Source organism: Mesorhizobium sp. BR1-1-2 (assembly GCF_020165435.1).
In the GTDB taxonomy this organism is placed as follows: domain Bacteria; phylum Pseudomonadota; class Alphaproteobacteria; order Rhizobiales; family Rhizobiaceae; genus Mesorhizobium.
Genome location: NZ_JAIUID010000004.1, coordinates 515,783 through 535,149 on the forward strand (window position 1 = coordinate 515,783; position 19,367 = coordinate 535,149).

General features: G+C 63.4%; 19 protein-coding genes. 8 read left to right on the forward strand and 11 right to left on the reverse strand.

What is annotated here, in order from left to right:
* Window positions 1–10 precede the first annotated feature (10 nt).
* The 6 genes from LB551_RS12105 to LB551_RS12130 form a co-directional block, all read right to left on the reverse strand.
* Window positions 11–1,036, reverse strand: a complete 1,026-nt coding sequence (locus tag LB551_RS12105; RefSeq protein ID WP_140549710.1) for an ABC transporter ATP-binding protein — start codon at window positions 1,034–1,036, stop codon at window positions 11–13.
* Between the two features lie 8 nt (window positions 1,037–1,044).
* The gene (locus LB551_RS12110; RefSeq protein ID WP_140549711.1) at window positions 1,045–1,887 is read right to left on the reverse strand and encodes a carbohydrate ABC transporter permease; all 843 of its coding nucleotides are present in this window, start codon (window positions 1,885–1,887) and stop codon (window positions 1,045–1,047) included.
* A complete protein-coding gene (locus LB551_RS12115) occupies window positions 1,884–2,804 on the reverse strand; it encodes a sugar ABC transporter permease (protein ID WP_318012729.1) in 921 nt (306 codons plus the stop codon). The genes LB551_RS12110 and LB551_RS12115 overlap by 4 nt, the downstream gene beginning before the upstream one ends.
* 23 nt (window positions 2,805–2,827) lie before the next feature.
* Window positions 2,828–4,072 carry an ABC transporter substrate-binding protein gene (locus LB551_RS12120; protein ID WP_224659282.1) on the reverse strand — a complete coding sequence of 415 codons (1,245 nt, stop codon included), beginning with the start codon at window positions 4,070–4,072 and terminating at the stop codon, window positions 2,828–2,830.
* 72 nt (window positions 4,073–4,144) lie between these two features.
* Window positions 4,145–4,933 (reverse strand): SDR family NAD(P)-dependent oxidoreductase, encoded by a 789-nt coding sequence (locus LB551_RS12125; protein WP_224659283.1) that lies wholly within the window; start codon window positions 4,931–4,933, stop codon window positions 4,145–4,147.
* Window positions 4,930–5,688 carry a FadR/GntR family transcriptional regulator gene (locus LB551_RS12130; RefSeq protein WP_140549714.1) on the reverse strand — a complete coding sequence of 253 codons (759 nt, stop codon included), beginning with the start codon at window positions 5,686–5,688 and terminating at the stop codon, window positions 4,930–4,932. Before LB551_RS12130 ends, LB551_RS12125 begins: the two co-directional genes overlap by 4 nt.
* A 133-nt stretch (window positions 5,689–5,821) precedes the next feature.
* Between LB551_RS12130 and LB551_RS12135 the strand changes: the two genes are divergently transcribed.
* The 4 genes from LB551_RS12135 to LB551_RS12150 all read left to right on the forward strand — a co-directional run bounded on the left by LB551_RS12135 (window position 5,822) and on the right by LB551_RS12150 (window position 9,064).
* Complete coding sequence (locus tag LB551_RS12135) at window positions 5,822–6,961, forward strand: mandelate racemase/muconate lactonizing enzyme family protein (protein ID WP_224659284.1); 1,140 nt, start codon at window positions 5,822–5,824, stop codon at window positions 6,959–6,961.
* A 52-nt stretch (window positions 6,962–7,013) separates the two neighbouring features.
* Window positions 7,014–7,886, forward strand: coding sequence for a DUF6772 family protein (locus LB551_RS12140; RefSeq protein WP_224659362.1), 873 nt, complete (start codon window positions 7,014–7,016; stop codon window positions 7,884–7,886).
* Window positions 7,886–8,221, forward strand: a complete 336-nt coding sequence (locus LB551_RS12145; RefSeq protein WP_224659285.1) for a hypothetical protein — start codon at window positions 7,886–7,888, stop codon at window positions 8,219–8,221. The genes LB551_RS12140 and LB551_RS12145 overlap by 1 nt, the downstream gene beginning before the upstream one ends.
* 135 nt (window positions 8,222–8,356) lie before the next feature.
* Window positions 8,357–9,064: an SDR family NAD(P)-dependent oxidoreductase gene (locus LB551_RS12150; RefSeq protein ID WP_411970941.1), complete on the forward strand. Its 708-nt coding sequence runs from the start codon at window positions 8,357–8,359 to the stop codon at window positions 9,062–9,064.
* 124 nt (window positions 9,065–9,188) lie between these two features.
* On the opposite strand, the gene LB551_RS12155 is transcribed toward LB551_RS12150, so the two are convergent.
* From LB551_RS12155 to LB551_RS12175, 5 genes are all read right to left on the reverse strand, one after another.
* Window positions 9,189–9,491 carry a DUF982 domain-containing protein gene (locus LB551_RS12155; RefSeq protein ID WP_224659287.1) on the reverse strand — a complete coding sequence of 101 codons (303 nt, stop codon included), beginning with the start codon at window positions 9,489–9,491 and terminating at the stop codon, window positions 9,189–9,191.
* Window positions 9,492–9,642: 151 nt separating this feature from the next.
* On the reverse strand, window positions 9,643–10,110 hold the full coding sequence (locus tag LB551_RS12160; protein WP_224659288.1) for a hypothetical protein: 468 nt from the start codon (window positions 10,108–10,110) through the stop codon (window positions 9,643–9,645).
* A 66-nt stretch (window positions 10,111–10,176) separates the two neighbouring features.
* Complete coding sequence (locus LB551_RS12165; protein ID WP_224659289.1) at window positions 10,177–10,641, reverse strand: Hsp20 family protein; 465 nt, start codon at window positions 10,639–10,641, stop codon at window positions 10,177–10,179.
* Window positions 10,642–10,985: 344 nt separating this feature from the next.
* Window positions 10,986–12,755: a thiamine pyrophosphate-dependent enzyme gene (locus LB551_RS12170; RefSeq protein ID WP_224659290.1), complete on the reverse strand. Its 1,770-nt coding sequence runs from the start codon at window positions 12,753–12,755 to the stop codon at window positions 10,986–10,988.
* 234 nt (window positions 12,756–12,989) lie between these two features.
* On the reverse strand, window positions 12,990–13,592 hold the full coding sequence (locus tag LB551_RS12175) for an alpha-ketoglutarate-dependent dioxygenase AlkB (RefSeq protein ID WP_224659291.1): 603 nt from the start codon (window positions 13,590–13,592) through the stop codon (window positions 12,990–12,992).
* A gap of 161 nt (window positions 13,593–13,753) precedes the next feature.
* Here LB551_RS12175 and LB551_RS12180 point away from each other — a divergent pair, with 161 nt between their 5' ends.
* The 4 genes from LB551_RS12180 to LB551_RS12195 all read left to right on the forward strand — a co-directional run bounded on the left by LB551_RS12180 (window position 13,754) and on the right by LB551_RS12195 (window position 19,248).
* A complete protein-coding gene (locus tag LB551_RS12180) occupies window positions 13,754–16,141 on the forward strand; it encodes a phosphoketolase (RefSeq protein ID WP_224659292.1) in 2,388 nt (795 codons plus the stop codon).
* 27 nt (window positions 16,142–16,168) lie between these two features.
* Window positions 16,169–17,350, forward strand: a complete 1,182-nt coding sequence (locus tag LB551_RS12185; protein ID WP_224659293.1) for an acetate/propionate family kinase — start codon at window positions 16,169–16,171, stop codon at window positions 17,348–17,350.
* Window positions 17,351–17,456: 106 nt separating this feature from the next.
* On the forward strand, window positions 17,457–17,915 hold the full coding sequence (locus tag LB551_RS12190; protein ID WP_140549724.1) for a DUF2231 domain-containing protein: 459 nt from the start codon (window positions 17,457–17,459) through the stop codon (window positions 17,913–17,915).
* Complete coding sequence (locus LB551_RS12195; RefSeq protein WP_224659294.1) at window positions 17,902–19,248, forward strand: PQQ-dependent sugar dehydrogenase; 1,347 nt, start codon at window positions 17,902–17,904, stop codon at window positions 19,246–19,248. The genes LB551_RS12190 and LB551_RS12195 overlap by 14 nt, the downstream gene beginning before the upstream one ends.
* Window positions 19,249–19,367: the final 119 nt, after the last annotated feature.

Genomic DNA, 19,367 nt, shown 5'->3' on the forward strand with positions numbered 1-19,367 from the left:
CATGATCGCGTCAGACCGCGCGGCCCTCGCCGTCGAAGAAGTGCAGGTGCGCGGGGGCTGCGTTCAGGCCGATCTCGACGCCGATCTCGGGCGCCGTCCCTTGATTGTGGATGACAAGGCAAGTCTGGCCTGCCTCCAATTCCACGTGGATGAGCGTGACGGCGCCGGTGTATTCGGCAAGCTTTACCTTGCCGCGCAGCGTGGCGGACGAAGGCTGGGCCAGCGACAGGTGCTCGGGCCGAATGCCGACCGAGACGGCCGTCGGGGGCACGGACGCCCCGTGGGTGATTGGCCGCCCATCGGCGAGCGGCAGGATGTTCATCTTCGGGCTGCCGATGAACTGGGCGACGAAAATGGTTCGGGGGCTGTCGTAGAGTTCGCGCGGCGAGCCGACCTGCTCGATCCTTCCGTCGCGCAACACCACGATCTTGTCGGCAAGGGTCATGGCCTCGATCTGATCGTGGGTCACGTAGATCATTGTCGTCGACAGGCGCTGGTGGAGTGCTGCGATCTCGGAGCGCATGTGCACGCGCAATTCGGCGTCGAGGTTCGAAAGCGGCTCGTCGAAGAGGAAGACGTCGGGGTTGCCGACGATGGCGCGGCCGATGGCGACGCGCTGGCGCTGTCCGCCCGACAACTGACGCGGGAAACGGTCGAGCAACGGCTCGAGCTTCAGCGTCGCGGCGGCTTCCGAGACGCGCCGGGCGCGCTCGCCGGCCGGCACTTTGCGGACCTTGAGGCCAAAACCCATATTGTCGCGGACAGTCAGGTGGGGGTAGAGCGCATAGGACTGGAACACCATCGCCACGCCGCGCCTGGCCGCCGGAACCTCGTTGACCAGCCGCCCGCCAATGTGGAGTTCGCCCTCGCTGATGTGCTCCAGGCCGGAGATCAGCCGCAACAGCGTTGACTTCCCGCACCCCGACGGGCCGACGAAGACCACGAACTCGCCATCTTCGATCTCGAGATCGACGCCACGGATGACCTCGACCGTTCCGAACCGCTTGCGGATGTCCTTGAGCAGAAGCTTTGTCATGACTCCCCTTATCCCTTGACGCCGGAGAGGGCGAAGCTCTCGATGATCTGGCGCTGGGCGATCAGATAGATGATGAGGATGGGAACCACGGCCAGGCTGGTCGCCGCCAACTGCAGGTTCCACAAGGGCAGGCCGTAGCTGTCGTTGAAGTTGGACAGCGCCAGCGGCAGCGTAAATTTTTCGAGCGAACTGAGGAAGATCAGCGGCTCGAGGAAGAGGTTCCACGAATGTAGGAAGGTGATGATCGCAACCGCGGCAAGCGCCGGCCGCGCCATGGGCAGGGCGATCTTCAACCAGACGCCGAACCGCGAAAGGCCATCCATCTTGCCGGCTTCTTCGAGTTCCCTGGGCAGCGCCAGAAAGAACTGACGCATCAGGAACGTCGCCACCACGCCCTGCGGGCCGAAGACCGGCAAAAGGATGAGCGGCCAGTGCGTGTCGATCAGGCCCATGGCGCGGATCAGGAAGAAGTTAGGGATGATGGTGACCTCTTCCGGCACCATCAGCGCCATCACCAGGAACAGCATCAACAGCCCGGCGCCGGCAAAGCGGATGCGCGCCAGCGCGTAGCCCGCGAGCGAGGCAATGAACAGGGTCAGCACCGTCACCGTTGCGGCGATATAGAGCGAGTTGAAATACTGCCGCGCGAAGGGCTGATAGGTGAACACTTCCGCGAAGTTCTCGAAGCGCCAGACGCGGGGAATGAGGGTCGGCGCGCCGAATATCTCGGTGGTGCTCTTGAAGCCGCCGGAAATCATCCACAGGAACGGGAACACGAAGGGCACGGCCAAAAGCAGCAGCGCCATGGTCCAGCAGATGCGATAGAGAATCTCGATCCGACGCGGGGTCACTCCATCTCCTTCCGCCGCAACATCACCTGCACGAGGGTGAGCGCCATCACGATGGCGAACATGATCAGAGCGAGCGCGGCCGCGTAGCCGACGTTGAAGAATTTGAAGCCTTGCTGATAGATGTAGAAGGCCAGCACCAGGGTGCCGTTTTCCGGGCCGCCGCCGGTCATCTGGTAGATGTGGTCGAACACCTTGAACGAGCCGATCGTCGTCAGCACCATGATGACCAGCGTCGTCGGCGCGAGCAGCGGCCAGGTGATCATGCGAAAGATCTGCCAGCGCGAGGCACCTTCCAGCGCGGCTGCCTCCTCGTAGTCGCGCGGTATCGACTGGAGCGCGGCGATGTAGAGGATCATGTTGAGGCCGACCATCTTGATGACGCGGGTGACGATGACGGCCGCCATCGCCCAGTTGGGCTCGCGCAACCAGTTCGGGCCATCGATGCCGATCCAGGCGAGCATCTGGTTCACGGCGCCGCCTTCGCCCTGCAGCATGAATTTCCACACGATGGCCCAGGCGATCGCCGATGTGACCACCGGCGCGAAGAAAACCGTGCGGAAAAAGACGACGCCGAAGAACGGCCGCGAAAGCGCCAGCGCAAGCGAGAGCGCCAGCGCCATGTTCAGGGGAACGAGCCCCAGCGCGAAGATCACGGAATTGCGCACGACATGCCAGAAGTCGGGGTTTTCCAGCAGCGCATTCTGGAAATTGCGAAGCCCGACGAAGGTCGCCTGCTGGCTGAGCAGGTTCCACTCGGTCGTGGAATAATAGAAGATAGCGACCAGCGGCCCAAGGAAGAAGACCACGAAGCCGATCAAGGTCGGGCTGACGAACAGCCACGCCTCCAGCATCTCCCTGGCCTTCAAGCTCAGCCACGGCGCGCTGGCAGGGCGCGCCGCATTGTCCCGGGATGCCATGCCGGCCATGAACCGAAAACCTGTCAGAGCAATGGCTGAATGGCGGCGCAGACGCTCTTCAGCGCCTCCTCGACATTGGCGTCGGCCCGCCACAGCGCGTCGACGCGCGGCGCCATCGCGGCGAATATCTGCGGCACATGCTCATGCGAAGGGTGAACGCGGCCGTTGACGATCGCTGCGGCGACGCTTTTCATCTGCTGCGGTGGGATCAGCTTGTTGGAGTTGACGAAGGCGTCGCTCTCCAGGACGCTCTTGCGGGCCGGCGGAAAGAATTGGGCCATGACAGCCACATTGTCCTTGCTGGTCATGTCGGCCACCAGTTGCGCGGCAAGCTCTTTGTTCTTGCCGGACGCAAAGACGGTCAGCGCGGCCTGGCCGATGACCGGAGCCTCGCCGGCGGGTCCCGAAGGCAAGGGGGCGATGCCCCATTTGAAGCCCGCCTCGGGCATCTTCGAGGCTCGCGAGATCTGGTTCACGGTCATCGCCGAATTGCCGGAGAAATAGTCGCCCTGCTCTCCCGGCGGCACAATCGACTTGTCCTTGAACACCATGTCGTGGAGCTGCTTGATGGCGGCTACCGCCTCCGGCTTGTCGAGGCCGCACTGGCCCTCGGCCCACAGATCGCCGCCGTAAGCGCGAACGGGCGGCAGCAAGGCATGCGTCATGCGCGATGCGTAGCCCTCGCCATCCTTGAATTCGAAGCCCCATTTGCCGGGATTGGCCTCGGCGATCTTCTTGGCGACCTCCTGGAATTTCTGCATGTTCCACTCGCCCTTCGCGGCGAGCTGGTTGGGATCTTCGACACCCGCTTTGTCGAACATGTCCTTGTTGTAGTAGATCAGGAACGGCGAGGTGGAGAAGGGCACGCCGTAGACCTTGCCGTCCTTCTGCCAGAGCGCCATGGCGGGCTCGGAGAAATCGTCGAAGTTGTATCCCTGCGTCGCCTTGAGCGTCGGGCCGATGTCCATCAGCAGCCCGGCGTTCTCGAAGGCGGGTGCGGCATCCTCCATCATCCAGGCGACGTCGGGGGCGTTGCCGCCGGCGACCTGAAAGGTGAGCTTCTGCGTGTAGTCGGCGACCGGAACGGTCTCGAATTTCACCGTCACACCCGGATGCTTGGCGATGAAGCCCCCGGCGATGCCGTTCAGCATCTTGAGATGGGCTTCACTGCCGGTCCACACGGTCACCCGCAGTTCCTGGGCCAGTGACTGCGCCGACAGGGTGCACAGCGCCAGGGCCGATATTGCAAGCTTCATTGCGGTCTTCATGGTTTCCTCCCGAAACGCTGATGGTCCAATCAACAACTGCGGTGCGCTACGAACGGCCCGACAGGCGGCTTGTCATGCTGTTGTCCCCGGCAGCGCGCCGGGCGCGTCGCCGATCGTCCAGCCGCCGTCGACGGGCAGGTCGGCCCCGGTGATGTAGCGGGCGGCGTCGCTGCACAGAAAAACGAAGGCGCCGACGAGGTCGTCGGCCTGGCCGTGGCGGCCGGCGGGAATCTTCGCCGCGACCGCCTGGCGAAAGGCGACGTCCCGGTAGCGCTCGGCCGTTGCCTCCGTCTCAATGGCGCCGGGCGATACCACATTCATGGTGACGCCATGCGACGCGACATCGCGCGCCATGGCGCGCATCGCCGTCAGTTGCGCCGCCTTCAGCGAGGCATAGACGATCGTCTCGGCGCGCGGACGCCTCGCCATCACGCTGCCGGTCGCGACCACGCGTCCCCACCCGCGCGTTGCCATGGCTGGAACGAGACGCGCGGCCAAGGTGAGCAGGGCCGTGAAGTTTGCCGCCACATGGGCCTGGATATGGGCCTCGTCGACCTCGTTCCATGCACGGCGCCGCTCGATCGCCGCGTTCGCGACGAGAATGTCGATGGGGCCGGCGCCGGCGGCTTCATCGGTAAAAGCCGACATTGACTTGCTATCGGTGAAATCGGCCCCGAGAACCACGGTGCCCGGGCCGATGACCGCCGCCGTGTCGCGCGCGCCGACGGCGTCGCCGAAGTGATGCAGCGCGACGCTGGCGCCATGCTGCGCCAGGGCAATCGCAACCGCGCGCCCGATGCCGGAGTTGGCGCCGGTCACCAGCGCCCGCCGTCCGGCAAGGGAAAAACGGTCCTTGCTCACGGCGACGGCTCCCCGAGCTTGCCGGCCACCTCGAACGAGGCGATGTCGGCCGCGTCGAAATGCTCGTGAATGCGCCGGTCCGCGAGATCGGTGTCGCCCGCCACGATCGCGTCGTAGATCGCCTGGTGCCGTTCGACGGTGGCCCGCCAATCCGCTTCCGTGCGGTTGGAGCGCTGGGAGAACAGTTCCGAAACCTCGCGTTGGACCGACCGCATCCCTTCCATCTGGATGCGGATCATGGAGTTGCCCGTGGCCGTCGCGAGGCCGAGGTGGAACAGAATGTCGGCTTGCGTGAAATCGCCGGGCCTGCCGATGCCGGCATGCATGTCGAGCACGGCCTGGCGCATCATTTCCAGGCCGCGCGGATCGCGGCGCTCGGCAGCCAGCCTGGCTATGCCAACCTCGATGACGCGGCGCATCTCGTTGGCTTCCTGAAGCCGCGTCAGGCTCGAACGGACCGCATAGGCGTAGATGCGCTCCATCGGCTCGCCGCTGAGCGCCTTGGCGCGGGCCACCTTTCCTTGCTGCGTCGAAACGAGGCCCGCGCTGGTCAACTGGCGCAACGCCTCGCGGGCGATGGGCTTGGAGACGCCGAATTCCCTGGCGATCTCGCCTTCCGGCGGCAGCGCTTCACCAGGCGCGATGCGTCCGTCGAACAACGCCGCGGCGATCGCGTCCGAAACGCCGTCCGCGAGGCGGGAAGGGCTCGCGAGTTTCGCGGCGAAAATCGGCTTTCGTGCTGCGTCCAGGGGCATTCGGGATCCTTTCCGCGGATCACTAGCACGGTTTCCTCAAACATAGCAACTAAGTTTTTTGGTTGCTAAGTTTACAAGTGAGAGCTATGAGGGCGGTGCGAGAGGACAAGGGAGAAATCTGGAGCCGATGCACGTGAGCGATCCAATCGCGGCGGGGCCGCTGAAGATTGCCGAGGTGATTGCCCATCCCCTCAGCCAGACATTGCCCCGGCCCACGGTCACGTCCTGGGGCGTCTATGAAAAGGTCTCGCTGGTCCTGGTCGAAGTGCGCACGAGCGAGGGCATTGTCGGCGTCGGCGAAACCTTGGCGCGGTTCTCGCCCAAGGCTTATGTCGAGCTGATCGAAAGCTCGCTCAAGCCGCGCTTGCTCGGCCAGGACGCGCGCAACATCGGCGCCCTGTGGCAGTCCATGCGCCGCGCGCTGTCGGGCAGGGCAGGCGGCATGCTGATCGAGGCCATCGCCGGCGTGGACATCGCGCTCTGGGACATACTGGGCAAGGCGACTGGACAGCCGGTCGCGAAGCTTCTCGGCGGTGTTGGACGCGACCGCATCGACGTCTACGCCGCCGCGGTCAACTGGGTCGACGACGATGCCGCCGATGCTGAACTCGATCGTTATGTCGGCGAGGGCTTTACGCGCATCAAGGTGAAGATGGCGCGGCCCGTGCGCGAAGCCTGCAAACGGATCGAGCGCATCCGCAAGCGCGCCGGCGATGCGATCGGACTCTGCGTGGATGCGAACTGGGCCTACAATCTGGACGAGGCGGTCGAGGTAGGCCGTGCGCTTTCGGCAAACGGCTATTTCTGGTTCGAGGAACCGCTGCAACCGGAAAACGAGCAGGGCTATGAGGAACTGCGCCGGCGCTGCGACGTGCCGCTGGCCGCGGGCGAGAGCAATTTCACCTTGGACCAGGCGCAGCGCCTGATCGCCAACCGGACGCTGTCCGTGCTGCAGCCCGACGTGGCGCGCGCGGGCGGCATCTCCGAGACGCGTCGCATGGCCGACTACGCCGCCGCGCATGACGTCCGCTATGCGCCGCATATCGGCATGTCGGGCATTGTCTGCGAGACCGCAAGCGTCCATCTGGCAGCCGCGATGCCGAACTTCGGCGTCATGGAGTGCGAGTGCGACGCCAGCCCGTTCAAGACCAGTCTGGCCGATCTCGCGCCCGGTTGCGTCAGGCAGAAGAACGGCACGCTCGACGTCCCGCAGAAACCGGGGCTGGGCATCGAGATCGACTGGGACGCCGTCAAGAAACTGAAAGCCGGATGAGGCCGAGATGAAGAACCAGTCTCCAAACCAGGGCGCTGACCTCGCCGAGGCGATGCGGCTGGCGTTGTTGCGCGCGGACCCCGCGCTCAGCCGCTTCGACCCGCTGCCGCGGATATTGTCGTTCGACAATTTCGCGCGCGGTCATTGCGGCTGGTCGCAGCTTGTCGGCAACTATGAGGACGATCTCGACACGATGCTGCCGGGCTACGCGCAGCACACCAGCGCCATGCTGTCGACGCTCGCGCACTGGGACGCCGGCTCGCATGGCGGGATGGATTCATCCTATGCCCTGAAGATCGCGACACGCCCGGTGGCGGGGGCCCGCAACGTCGCCATCAAACGCCACACATTCAGGAAGCGCGGGCCGATCCGTTTCGAAATGTATTTCACCTTCAAGCCCGAAGCCAACACGTTGAAGCTGTCCGAAACCGATGTGCGCTCCGTCGGCTTCCTGTTCGACCTGCAAGGCGGAGACCAGGACGGCAACAGCGGCAACCATCGCGTCATGCCGCATCTGCGCTTTCTTAACGCGCTCGACGGCCAGCATCTGCAGAAATGGCAGTACAAGCGCGAGACCGAAAGGATCGTGCCGATCGGCACCGACGACAAAACGATCAGCCACTATCATCTGTCGCCGGAGGGCTGGCTCGATCTTCCCGGCGGATCGCAGCGCCTGTGCTACAACGAGATCCCCACCAAGGTGAACTGGACTTATCTGTGCTTCGATTTCGATCTGGAATCGATGACGGCGCTCGGGCTGCGCTGCAACGATCGCAGCTTCGACCTCTCGGGATTTGATTCGATCCGCATTCCGGCGATGAAGAACCTGTGGTGCATGCTCAATTTCGGCCTCTTCGCTGAAACCGACGTTGCCAAACGGGCCTTTCTCTATGTCGACTCCATCTGCATTTCCGGAGACTTCTGATGCTGCCCGAGAACATCACCGCAGTCGTCTCGCGCAACGAGCGCTGGCGCGGCGAGGCCGCCAGCGAGCCTTATGAGGCAGGATGGGCGCGCGAGGCGATCTTCTTCGTGCGCGCGTTGAAGCAACCTGTCGGCCCTGCGGCAACGGCGTGGGTCGAGATCTCGCCGGATGGAATGCACTGGCTGCGCGAAGGCACCGAGTTTGCCATGCCGGCCGAGCGCGACGGCATGGCAATGGCGCGGCTTAGCCATTTCGGCAACTGGCTGCGCGTCGCGGCGCGTTTCGACAGCGGCGCGGAGTGCAGCGTGCTCGTGACGCTGCACCTGAAGGCCTGAACACGCCGCGCCGGAAACCTTGCCGCCGGCCACCTCTTATCGGTTCACGGAGACATCATGATCGACCCATACGCCACATTTTCCCAGGACAGCTTCGCCGGCAAGACCGTGCTGGTGACCGGCGCCGCGAGCGGAATGGGTTTCGAGACCGCCCGTGCCTTTCTCTCCAAGGGCGCCGAGGTGGTGATGTGCGACCGCGACGCGGAGGGGCTGGCCAAGCGCCATGACGAACTGAGCGGAATGGCCGGGACACCGCACAAGGTGGTGGCCGACATGGGTGACCCCGACAGCATCGGGCGCATGTTCGACTATTGCGACGCCCGGCTGGCGCGGCTCGACAATGTCGTCACCTGCGCGGCGATCATCACGGCCAAGAGAATCGCGGAGCAGGATTGGGCGCACTGGCAGCGCGTCCTCGGCGTCAATCTGCTGGGCACCTTCTTCACCGTCCAGGGGGCGGTGCAGCGCATGCAAGGCAATGCCGGCGGGGGGAATATCGTGTGCGTGGCCTCAGACGCCGGCGTGCATGGCGGCGGCGGGCTCATCGCCGACACAGCCTATGCGGCGTCCAAGGCCGGCACGCTGTCGCTGGTGAAGTCGGTTGCGCGCGAATTGGCGGGAAAGAAGGTGCGCATCAACGCCCTCAATCCGGGGCCGACCGATTCGCCGATGCATTCCCATATCGACCAGGCTCTCAAGGACCGCATCGCGGCCAATTTGCCGATGCGCCGCATGGGCCGGCCCGACGACATGGCCGCCGCGATCCTGTTCCTCTGCTCAGACGCCGCGAGCTTCGTCTATGGCGCGGCCCTCGACGTTGATGGCGGCTCGATGTTCCGTTGACCGGCACCGAGCCATGGCGATCGGCGTTGGCCACCGGTCACCGCGCCTGTGAAAGGGTGAACTGTCCCAAGCGCTCTCAGAACCTCACTTGCCTTGAAAACCGAAGGTCGCGCGAAGGTTCTCCTCAGGCGGAAACGCCGCCTCTGCCCGTCTTGATCCCCGCCATCCAGGGTATGGAGGTCGAGACGTCTTCAAGTATCCTGGCCGAGCGGGCAAAGCCGGCAAAGGCATCGCGCGCCAGCGAGACGGGGACCTGGCCGTCATAGGCGCGTTGGCACGCGCGCAGGGCGGTTTCGAAAATCGGACCTCTGCGGTTCCGAGGCCAATTCTGCAGAAAGTCGAATGCATCTTCGAGGCACGCTACTTCCTCGATCATGAAATCCCCGTTCTTCACCAGAACGGGCTGCTCGAACATTTTGACGTTCATGAACTTCCTCCATTGGCTGGATGCTTTTTTGAGGGTTGGCGCCAACCTCTTCATTAGAGCAGTTCTCGTTTCACGAGACGCCGAACTGCTCTAACTGTTTGTTTCCACGTAATTTCCAGGGAAAGCGGTATGCGCTTTTCCCTGGATTGCTCTAGGCTGCTTCAGGTTCCGGCAGGGAAAATGCCCCGCCACCGCCTGCCTTCGGCGGGATCGCCGCGCAGACCGGGCTCGGAGGTGGATCGTCATCATCGTCTTCACCTCGGATGCCCGCGACCCAGCGGGACCAACTCCCTCGACGGAAGCGGCCGAAAGAACGCCGCTGCGATGGAGACGCAGCCCTATGCGGCGGATTTCCTTGCTCGCGCTCATCCAGTGCCTTCAGCGCGCGAAGGGTCTCATCCACATTCATGACCGAGCCATCATCCAGTCTGCGCAGCGACGGAGCGTCGTCAACCGCATGCCTGTCCGAGGCCCATGAGGCAAGCAAGGCACGCTTCGCCGCAAGGCTCATGGTTGAGCAGTTGAGGACGTCGCCGGGGTTTTTCGGTAACGACGAGACGTCGATGCGGGTCGGTCTTCTTGCGCCGGTTTGAAGAAAGATATCAGCTTCGCTTGTCATCTCCGTTCTCCGCAATCTTGGCTTCCCGGCGTTGCCGGGAGGCGGACCGCAGGTTGTTGCCACGTCCTAGGCCGCCTTGCGCGGCATATCCTGGCTTATCGAGTTAATTGTATTTTTGGGGTCGCGGACGCCAATCTCGATGCGACGCGGCTTGAGTTCCTCGGGCACCTCACGCACGAGGTCGATGGCAAGCAAACCGCAGTTCAGCGTCGCAGCCTCCACCCTTACGTGGTCGGCCAGCCTGAAGGCCTGTCTGAAATTGCCTATTGCAAGGCCTTGGTGGAGAACTTGCCGCTGCTCTGGATCGGGCTTCTTGCGTCCGGTGACACACAGTTCGGCGCCGTTCTGCACGAGTTCGATCTCATCCAGGTCATAGCCTGCTACCGCCATGGTGATGCGGTAATCGTTCTCATTCTTCTTTTCGATATTGTAGGGGGGCCAGTCCGAGCGAACGCTGCTGTCGAGCATGTCGAAGAGACGGTCGAAACCGACCGTCGTGCGGTAAAGGGGGGCATAATCCATGCTTCTCATAGCCATATCCTCCGAAAAGCAACATGGGACGCCGCGGATGACGCGACGCATTTTCGTCGAGCCGAAGCCTCGACGCGAAACGATCTGGGAATGGCCAAAAATCTCTTCAAGAGGGTCCCAAAAATTTTTTTGATGCTAGATTTCCGCGCAAGAACAGTGGCTTGCGGCAGCTTGTGCCGCACAAACCTTTCATTCTCGCAGCAGCAGGATCCGCCCGGAAGCCGTACATGGCCCGAGACTTCCGGATGGTCGGGACGCCGATACCGATCGCGCGGACTCGGTAGACGCATCCCTATGCAGTGTCGACAGGCACGTCGCAGACGTGGGGGCGAGACCGGCTGTGCCTACGCCTCCTCGGATACTTCGCTCATCATGGACTTCAGCGGTTCCTCGCCGACATTGTCCTCGATCTGGTCGTGTCCAGGTGTGTCCGGCAGCGCCTTGCGGAAGTTCCTGGCGTAGTCCGGTGGCATCCTGGGCGGCATCATCGGCTCATAGGCGTCCACCACCGCCTCGATGATCACCGGTCCCTGCGTGGCGAAGGCCGCCTCCAGCACACCCTCGACCTCTTCCGGCCGCGAGACGCTGTAGCCGATGCCGCCCATGGCCTCGGCGGCCATGGCGAAATCGATCGGCTGCAGCTCGCAGCCAAATTGCGGATTGCCAAGGAACATCATCTGCTCCCAGGCGATCTGGTTCAGCATGCCGTTCTTGAGCACGAGGACCTTGAGCGGAATGCCGTGCCGAACCGCGGTCGAGAATTCGCCGAGTTGCATGGCAAGCCCGCCATCGCCAACCACCGCGAAGATAGGGCGCCCCGGAAAGGCAATGCCGGCGGCGATCGCATAGGGAAGGCCACAGGCCATCGAGGCGAGCGCTCCAGAAACCCCGAACGCCTGTCCGGCCTTCATGTCGATGTGCCGGGCAGCCATCTCGGTATTCTGTCCTGAATCGGCTGCCAGGATCGCGTTCTCGGGCATACGCCTCCCGAATGCCTTGACCACGAGTTGCGGCTTCAGCGGTACATCCGGCTTGGCTTCGGATAACGCCATCGCGTCGCGCCAGCGGGCCATTTCCCGCCGTGCCTTTTCCAGGAACGAGCGGTCGCTCTTGCGCTCGAGGCGTTCGTTGAGGAGGCGCAAGGTTTCGGCGGCATCGCCGACGAGCCCTGCCTCTACGGGGTACCGCAGGCCGATCCTCTGCGCGTCACGGTCGATCTGGACGCCGCGCGCCTTGCCGGGTTCGGGATAGTATTCGATGTAGGGAAACGTCGATCCGACAATCAGCAGGGCGTCGCATTCGCTCAGCGCATCCTGCGAGGCGCGGGTGCCGAGAATGCCGATGCCGCCGGTCGTGTTCGGATGGTCGTCGGGCAGCACGGCTTTGCCGAGCAGCGCCTTCGCGACGGGTGCCGCCAGCAGGTCCGACGCGCGTTCGAGTTCTTCGCGTGCGCCGAGTGCGCCGCGCCCGGCCAGGATGGCGACCTTTTTTGTCGCGTTGAGAATCTCAACCGCCTGGTCGAGCTGGTCGGCGGCCGGAAGCCGGCTGCCTTCGAACCAGCGATCGGGGGTGTGCGAGGGCCGGTTTCGCTTCGAACGGTCCGCCTCGGGCAACTCGTTTTCCTGGACATCGCTGGCAATCGACAGATGGGCGACGCCGCGCCGGGCAAGGGCCGACCGGCAGGCGAGACCGGCCAGGTTTTCCATATGGGCGGCATCGGAGACCTGTGCGTTGAAGATTGCGACATCGTTGAAGGCGCGGGTCAGGTCTACGTCCTGCTGCGTAAAAGTCTCGATGAGGTCGTGGAACTGCATGCCGGTGATGGCAAGCACGGGAGCCTGGTCGAGCTTGGCGTCATAGAGCCCGGTAAGGAGGTGTGTGCCCCCAGGTCCCGAGGTGGCCAGGCAGACGCCCAACCTGCCGGTCCATTTGGCATAGGCGCACGCCATGAAGGCGGCAGATTCCTCGTGCCTGACCTGGACGAACCGGATGCGGTCCTGACGGGTGCGCAACGTCTCCATGATGCCGTTTATGCCGTCGCCCGGCAGGCCGAAGACGACCTCCACTTTCCAGTTGATCAGGGTGTCGACGAGAATTTCGGCAGCGTTGGGCATGGCGAATTTCCTTCATTAAGCGCGACGGTTTCTAAAACCGTTCGCTTGATGGGAGCTTCAGGAGTTCGTGTCGGGATCGAAGCAGAGCTGCCGCACGTCCTCGGGCAGCGCCCATAAAACCTGACGGCAAAACCATCGGTGGCGGGGAAAGTTTCATGCCCGGGTGAAATTTCCTGGCTCCGGCAGCTCTCCGCGAGGCGGTGTACCGCCCGCCCGCCATTTGCTACCCCATGATCACGACGGCCGGAGTGTCCGCAGCGTGATCGAATAGCGATGCTCCGTCAGCGGCGGTATGCTGTGCTCCCACTCGGTTCGGGAGGCGCCGGTCATCAGATATGCGGATCTCGGCTCGACGGTAACGGTTTCGCGGTCCCATTTCGCACCGTTTCTGCGGCGCAGGCGAAAACTGCAAGCAGCCAACAGTGACACGCCGGCGACAATGCCGAAATGCGGCTTGTCGCGATGCCACCCGATGCCGGCGCCCGGCCGATATTCGTTGATGAGGACCTGCACGAAATCGGTGGCAGGCAGGCCGGCAAAGCCGGCTACCTTGTCCCTCAAGGGCAGCAAGAAACCTGGTATGGGCGGCGCCTCCATCACCTGGCGCCGCTCATAGTCGTAGCGCAGGCCGAAGCCTGCCACGCGCCTATTGGCGAGATAGCCGTGGAAATCGAATGGCTGGAAGGGCAGGCTCCCGAGCTCCCGCGCCAGTTCAGCTTCCTGCGCCGGCGTGATCAGTTCGGGCCGGTAACGAAATCCTTCCGGCAAGCTGTCGGGCGCACCAAAGAGGTCGTCCTGGCGAGGGTCCGTGGGATTGCTGGATCCGGGCGATGGCATCGCTTTTAGATGGTGAAATCCGCGGCTGAGGCAAGATTTCCCCGGCCAGCCACGTGGCGGCTCGCATTTCATGGGAACCTCGACTTCGCTGTCGGATTATTCAATGCGGGCGGGACGCATCGTATTTCACCAGCTTTGCCAAGGAGAAACTCGTCGGGGCAATGCGTAGCCAGCCTGAACAAGGAGAGCTCGATCTTATCGACCGTTATTGGCGGGCCGCGAATTTTCTGTCGGTCGGACAGATCTACCTGATCGACAATCCGCTGCTGAAAGAGCCGTTGCGGCCGGAGCATATCAAGCCTCGCCTGCTTGGCCACTGGGGCACCACGCCCGGCCTGAACTTCATCTACGCCCATCTCAACCGCATCATCCGGCAGCGGGATGCCGACGTGATCTACATCTGTGGCCCAGGCCATGGCGGACCGGGGATGGTCGCCAATACCTATCTCGAAGGGACCTATACCGAAATCTATCCCGAGGTCAGTCGCGACGAGGATGGGCTGCGCAAGCTCTTTCGCCAATTCTCCTTTCCGGGCGGCATCCCGAGCCATGCGGCCGCGGAAACTCCGGGGTCGATCCACGAGGGCGGCGAACTCGGCTATGCGCTGGCTCATGCCTATGGCGCCGCTTTCGACAATCCGGAGCTCATCGTCGCTTGCGTGATCGGCGACGGCGAGGCGGAAACGGGGGCGCTGGCAGCGTCCTGGCATTCGAACAAATTCCTCAATCCGATCCATGACGGCGCCGTCCTGCCGATCCTTCATCTCAACGGCTACAAGATCGCAAACCCGACGGTGCTCGCCCGGATCGACGCGCAGGAGTTGCGAAGCCTGCTGGTTGGATATGGCTATGAACCTTTTTTCGTCGAAGGCGACGAACCGGGGGCGATGCACCGCCTGATGGCCGAAACACTCGATACGGTCTTCGATCGCATCGATGAAATCCAGAAGGAAGCGCGCGAGACCGGCAGCGTGGGTCATCGTCCCCGCTGGCCGATGATCGTGCTCAGAAGCCCGAAGGGGTGGACCGGCCCGAAGGAGCTGGACGGCAAGAAGGTCGAGGGTTTCTGGCGCGCGCACCAGGTGCCGATCACCGACCCGCGAAAAGATGCAGGCCATCTCGCAGCTCTGGAAAGTTGGATGCGCGGCTACCGGCCCGAGATGCTTTTCGATCAAGCGGGCAGGTTTCGAAACGATCTCCAGGCCCTGGCGCCGGACGGTGAGCGGCGCATGGGCAGCAATCCGCACGCCAATGGAGGGATGCTCAAGCAGGAATTGCGATTGCCGGATTTCCGTCGCTTCGCGGTGCCGGTACCGAAACCCGGCGGCGCAAGGGCCGAGGCGACGAAGCTCATGGGAGCGTTCATCGAGGAGGTCGTACGGCTGAATGCCGATGCCCGCAATTTCAGGCTCATGGGGCCGGACGAGACATCGTCCAACAGGCTGGATGCGGTGTTCGACGCGACCGAGCGCGTCTGGATGGAAAAGATCGAGCCCTATGACGAGCATCTGGCGCGCGACGGCCGCGTCATGGAGGTGCTGAGCGAGCATCTTTGCCAGGGCTGGCTGGAAGGGTACCTGCTGACCGGCCGGCATGGCCTCTTCTCATGCTACGAGGCGTTTATTCACATAATCGATTCCATGTTCAACCAGCACGCCAAATGGCTGAAGGTCTCGCGTGAACTTGCCTGGCGGCGACCGATCGCGTCGCTCAACTATCTGTTGACCTCCCATGTGTGGAGGCAGGACCACAATGGCTTCAGCCACCAGGATCCCGGCTTCGTCGATCTCGTCGCCAACAAGAAGGCGGATATCGTGCGCATCTACTTCCCGCCGGACGCCAATACGCTGCTCTGGGTCACGGATCATTGCCTGCGAACCTACAATCGGGTCAACGTGATCGTTGCCGGCAAGCAGCCGGCTCCCCAGTGGCTGCCGATGGACGACGCCATACGTCATTGCGAGGCCGGCATCGGGATCTGGGATTGGGCGGGAACCGAGCGTGGAGGAGAGGATCCCGACGTGGTGATGGCCTGCGCGGGAGACGTGCCGACGCTGGAGACGCTCGCGGCTGTCGACCTTCTTCGCCGGGCGATACCGGATCTCGCGATACGCGTCGTCAATGTGATGGACCTGATGGCGCTGCAGCCCAAGGAGCAGCATCCACACGGCCTGGCGGACGCGGAATTCGACAGGCTGTTCACGACCGGCAGGCCGGTGGTTTTCGCCTATCACGGCTATCCCTATCTCATTCACCGGTTGACCTATAAACGGGCCAATCATGAGAATTTTCACGTGCGCGGTTTCAAGGAGGAGGGCACGACGACCACCCCGTTCGACATGGCGGTGCTAAACGAACTGGACCGCTTCCACCTTGCCATCGAGGCGATCGAGCGGGTTCCGGGGCTGAGCGCCAGGGCAGCGGATGCGAGGGCCCGATTTGCCGACCGCCTGAGCGAGCACACGCGTTATGTCCGCGAACATGGCGAGGACATGCCCGAGATCCGGAACTGGGTCTGGCGCGACAGTGCGGGCGCGGCGGATGATTGAGGCCGCGCCCGCCGGGGAGCGCCGCTCGTGACCGGCGCAATACTCGCCCTCAATGCGGGCTCGTCCAGCCTGAAGTTCGGCCTGTTCGAAGCCGGATCAAGAGAGGGGCCAGTGCTCAGGCTGAGCGGCGCGTTCGAAGGCCTGGATGACGAGCCAAGCCTCGTCGCCAAGGACGCGTCGGGCAAATCCATCGTCAAACGCGCCGTCAAGCCCGCAAGCCCGGCCGTAGAGGTTCTCCTGCGGGACTTGTTCGATGTCCTCGATCCGCATCTTGCGCAGGCTCCGCTGAGCGCGGTCGGCCATCGCATCGTCCATGGCGGCGAGCGGTTTTCGGCTCCGGTCCTGCTGACCGGCGAGATCGTCGAGGCGCTCGACTCGCTGACGCCGATGGCACCGCTCCACCAGCCGGCCGGCCTGGCGCCGGTTCGCGCAATCTCCAAACTGCTGCCCGGCCTGTCCCAGATCGGTTGCTTCGACACCGCCTTTCACCGCACGCTGGAGCCGCCCGTCAACCGCTATGCGCTTCCGCGCGAGTTCGAGGAAAGCGGGATCCGCCGTTACGGCTTCCACGGCCTTTCCTACGAATTCGTCGCCGGCCAGCTGCAGGCGCTCTCGCCCGGGCTCCTCGGCAAGCGTTGCGTGGTCGCGCATCTCGGCAGCGGATGCAGCCTGTGCGCCATGCGCGAAGGCAGAAGTCTCGACACCACCATGGGGTTCACCGCGCTTGACGGGTTGATGATGGCCACGCGGCCGGGCGCCATCGACCCCGGCGTGCTTCTCTACCTTCAGCAGGCGCGCGGCATGGCCGTGAATGAGTTGGAGACCTTGCTCTACCACAAGTCCGGCCTGCTCGGCGTTTCGGGAGTGTCGGCAGATGTGCGGACCTTGCTTGGCAGCAAGGATCCTCGTGCGGCAGAGGCAATCGATCTCTTCACGTTTCGGATCGCCCGCGAGATCGCGGCGATGGGAGCCACGCTCCAGGGCTTCGAGGCGCTGGTGTTCACGGGAGGGATCGGAGAGCATTCCTGGCAGATCCGTGAAGCGGTTTGCGAGCGCCTGCGATGGTTGGACGTGTTGCTCGATGCGAATGCAAACCGGTCGGGAAAAGGGCGGATCACCGGCGAGGGCAGCGCGGTCGAGGTTTACGCAATCGCCACTAACGAAGAATTGATCATCGCCCGCCAGGTGCTGGCGACCGTGCCGATCTGACCGCTGAACTCGGTCCGCGGCGACCCGCCGGGACCATCAGGCAGGAACCTCCAGCCTTGGGGATTGTTTATGGACCAACCAAGAGTTGATATGGAAGGACTTCCCCATGGCAAGGGAGAATCCGGCTTCCACGGCCAGCATCGCCGGCCATCCCATCCATCCGATGCTCGTGCCCATTCCCATCGCCTGCTTCGTCGGCGCATTGCTGACAGACCTGAACTACTGGCGGACGGCGGAGATGATGTGGGCGAATTTCTCCGCCTGGCTGCTGACGGTGGGCGTGATCGTCGGCGTGCTGGCCGCCATTGCCGGCCTCACCGACTTCCTGGGCGATCGCCGGGTGCGCGCACATAAAACCGCGTGGCTGCACATGCTGGGCAATGCGCTGGCGCTCATACTCTCCTTCTTCAACATGCTCATACATACCCGTGATGCCTGGACCTCAGTCCTGCCGACAGGCCTGATCCTGTCGGCGCTGGTGGTACTCATCCTGATATTTACCGGCTGGCTGGGCTGGGCCCTTGTCTACCGCCACCACGTGGGAGTGGCCGATGAAACCGTTTGATCGATCCGGCAAGCGACGCGCTTATGGTACAGGGCTTGTGTTCCTTTGCTTTGCGACGCTCGGCGCCGCTGGCTGCAGCGACGATGCCGCCGACCCAAGCACTCAGATAGGCCCTAACCCGAATTTGCCGGAGATAAAGCAATATCTGTTCCCGCCGATGCATCTTGCATCCGTGGTTGGCTGGAAGAAGGATGAAACGCCGACGGTAGCGCAGGGCCTTCAGATCCATGCGCTGGCGACCGGGCTTCAGCATCCGCGCTCGCTCTACATCCTGCCGAACGGCGATGTGCTGGTCGTCGAATCGAAGGCCCCGCCGGAACCGCCAGCCAACCGGCCGAAGGATATCGTGATGGGCCTGATCGAATCGCTTGTCACCTCGGGCGGCGATACGGGACCAAGCAACCGCATCACCTTGCTGCGGGACAGCAATGGCGACGGCGTGCCTGACGTCCGGGATGTGTTCCTTGATCACCTGAATTCGCCCTTCGGCGTCGCCCTGGTGGGAAACGACCTCTACGTTGCCAACACCGACGCGATCATGCGCTACCCCTACAAGCCAGGCGACACCAAGATCACCGCGCCCGGCGTCAGGTTGACGGAATTGCCGGGCGGCCCGATCGATCATCATTGGACCAAAAGCCTCGTCGCCAGTCCGGACGGTTCGTTGCTCTATGTCGGCGTCGGTTCGAACAGCAACATCACCGAAAACGGCATCGGCGCGGAAAAGGACCGCGCCGCAATCTGGCAGGTGGACAGGGCCACCGGGCGATCGCGCATTTTTGCCAGCGGATTGCGCAATCCGAACGGCTTGAGCTTCGAGCCGCAGACGGGAGCACTCTGGACCGTCGTCAACGAGCGCGATGAACTTGGGCCAAATCTGGTTCCAGACTACATGACATCGGTGAAGGACGGCGGCTTCTACGGCTGGCCGTACAGCTATTACGGCCAGCATGTCGATCCCCGAGTAATGCCACAGCGCCCGGATCTGGTCGCCAAGGCGATTGTTCCCGACTATGCGCTGAGTTCGCATGTGGCACCGTTGGGCATGGCTTTCTACACGGGAACCAGCCTGCCGCAGACATACCGGGGCGGCGCCTTTGTCGGCGAGCACGGCAGTTGGGACCGTCCCGGGCTGAATGGCTACAAAGTCGTCTTCGTGCCATTCAGCGGTGGCCGCCCGAGCGGCATGGCTCAAGACGTCGTCACAGGTTTCCTCAACGACCAGGAGGAGGCGCGTGGTCGGCCGGTCGGCGTTGCCATCGACAAAACCGGAGCGCTGCTGATCGCGGACGATGTCGGAAACACAGTGTGGCGCGTCACACCTTCGGGGTAATGATTGCCGCGTCAGGCATGTCGCTCTCCCGCCGGTCGGCCATCAAGCTCGGTCCGCCTTCGCCCCTTTGGCAGGATGGTCACGAAATATTACGTGAGGGAACGTCGGTGCCGAAATCT

What these genes read in the sequence shown, in the direction of transcription:
- LB551_RS12195 (WP_224659294.1), top strand. Translation starts at nt 17,902, where the DNA reads ATGAAACCGTTTGATCGATCCGGCAAGCGACGCGCTTATGGTACAGGG.
- LB551_RS12170 (WP_224659290.1), bottom strand. Translation starts at nt 12,755, where the DNA reads ATGCCCAACGCTGCCGAAATTCTCGTCGACACCCTGATCAACTGGAAA.
- LB551_RS12180 (WP_224659292.1), top strand. Translation starts at nt 13,754, where the DNA reads ATGCGTAGCCAGCCTGAACAAGGAGAGCTCGATCTTATCGACCGTTAT.
- LB551_RS12130 (WP_140549714.1), bottom strand. Translation starts at nt 5,688, where the DNA reads ATGCCCCTGGACGCAGCACGAAAGCCGATTTTCGCCGCGAAACTCGCG.
- LB551_RS12120 (WP_224659282.1), bottom strand. Translation starts at nt 4,072, where the DNA reads ATGAAGACCGCAATGAAGCTTGCAATATCGGCCCTGGCGCTGTGCACC.
- LB551_RS12165 (WP_224659289.1), bottom strand. Translation starts at nt 10,641, where the DNA reads ATGAGAAGCATGGATTATGCCCCCCTTTACCGCACGACGGTCGGTTTC.
- LB551_RS12160 (WP_224659288.1), bottom strand. Translation starts at nt 10,110, where the DNA reads ATGACAAGCGAAGCTGATATCTTTCTTCAAACCGGCGCAAGAAGACCG.
- LB551_RS12140 (WP_224659362.1), top strand. Translation starts at nt 7,014, where the DNA reads ATGCGGCTGGCGTTGTTGCGCGCGGACCCCGCGCTCAGCCGCTTCGAC.
- LB551_RS12190 (WP_140549724.1), top strand. Translation starts at nt 17,457, where the DNA reads ATGGCAAGGGAGAATCCGGCTTCCACGGCCAGCATCGCCGGCCATCCC.
- LB551_RS12155 (WP_224659287.1), bottom strand. Translation starts at nt 9,491, where the DNA reads ATGAACGTCAAAATGTTCGAGCAGCCCGTTCTGGTGAAGAACGGGGAT.
- LB551_RS12115 (WP_318012729.1), bottom strand. Translation starts at nt 2,804, where the DNA reads ATGGCATCCCGGGACAATGCGGCGCGCCCTGCCAGCGCGCCGTGGCTG.
- LB551_RS12175 (WP_224659291.1), bottom strand. Translation starts at nt 13,592, where the DNA reads ATGCCATCGCCCGGATCCAGCAATCCCACGGACCCTCGCCAGGACGAC.
- LB551_RS12145 (WP_224659285.1), top strand. Translation starts at nt 7,886, where the DNA reads ATGCTGCCCGAGAACATCACCGCAGTCGTCTCGCGCAACGAGCGCTGG.
- LB551_RS12105 (WP_140549710.1), bottom strand. Translation starts at nt 1,036, where the DNA reads ATGACAAAGCTTCTGCTCAAGGACATCCGCAAGCGGTTCGGAACGGTC.
- LB551_RS12150 (WP_411970941.1), top strand. Translation starts at nt 8,357, where the DNA reads ATGGGTTTCGAGACCGCCCGTGCCTTTCTCTCCAAGGGCGCCGAGGTG.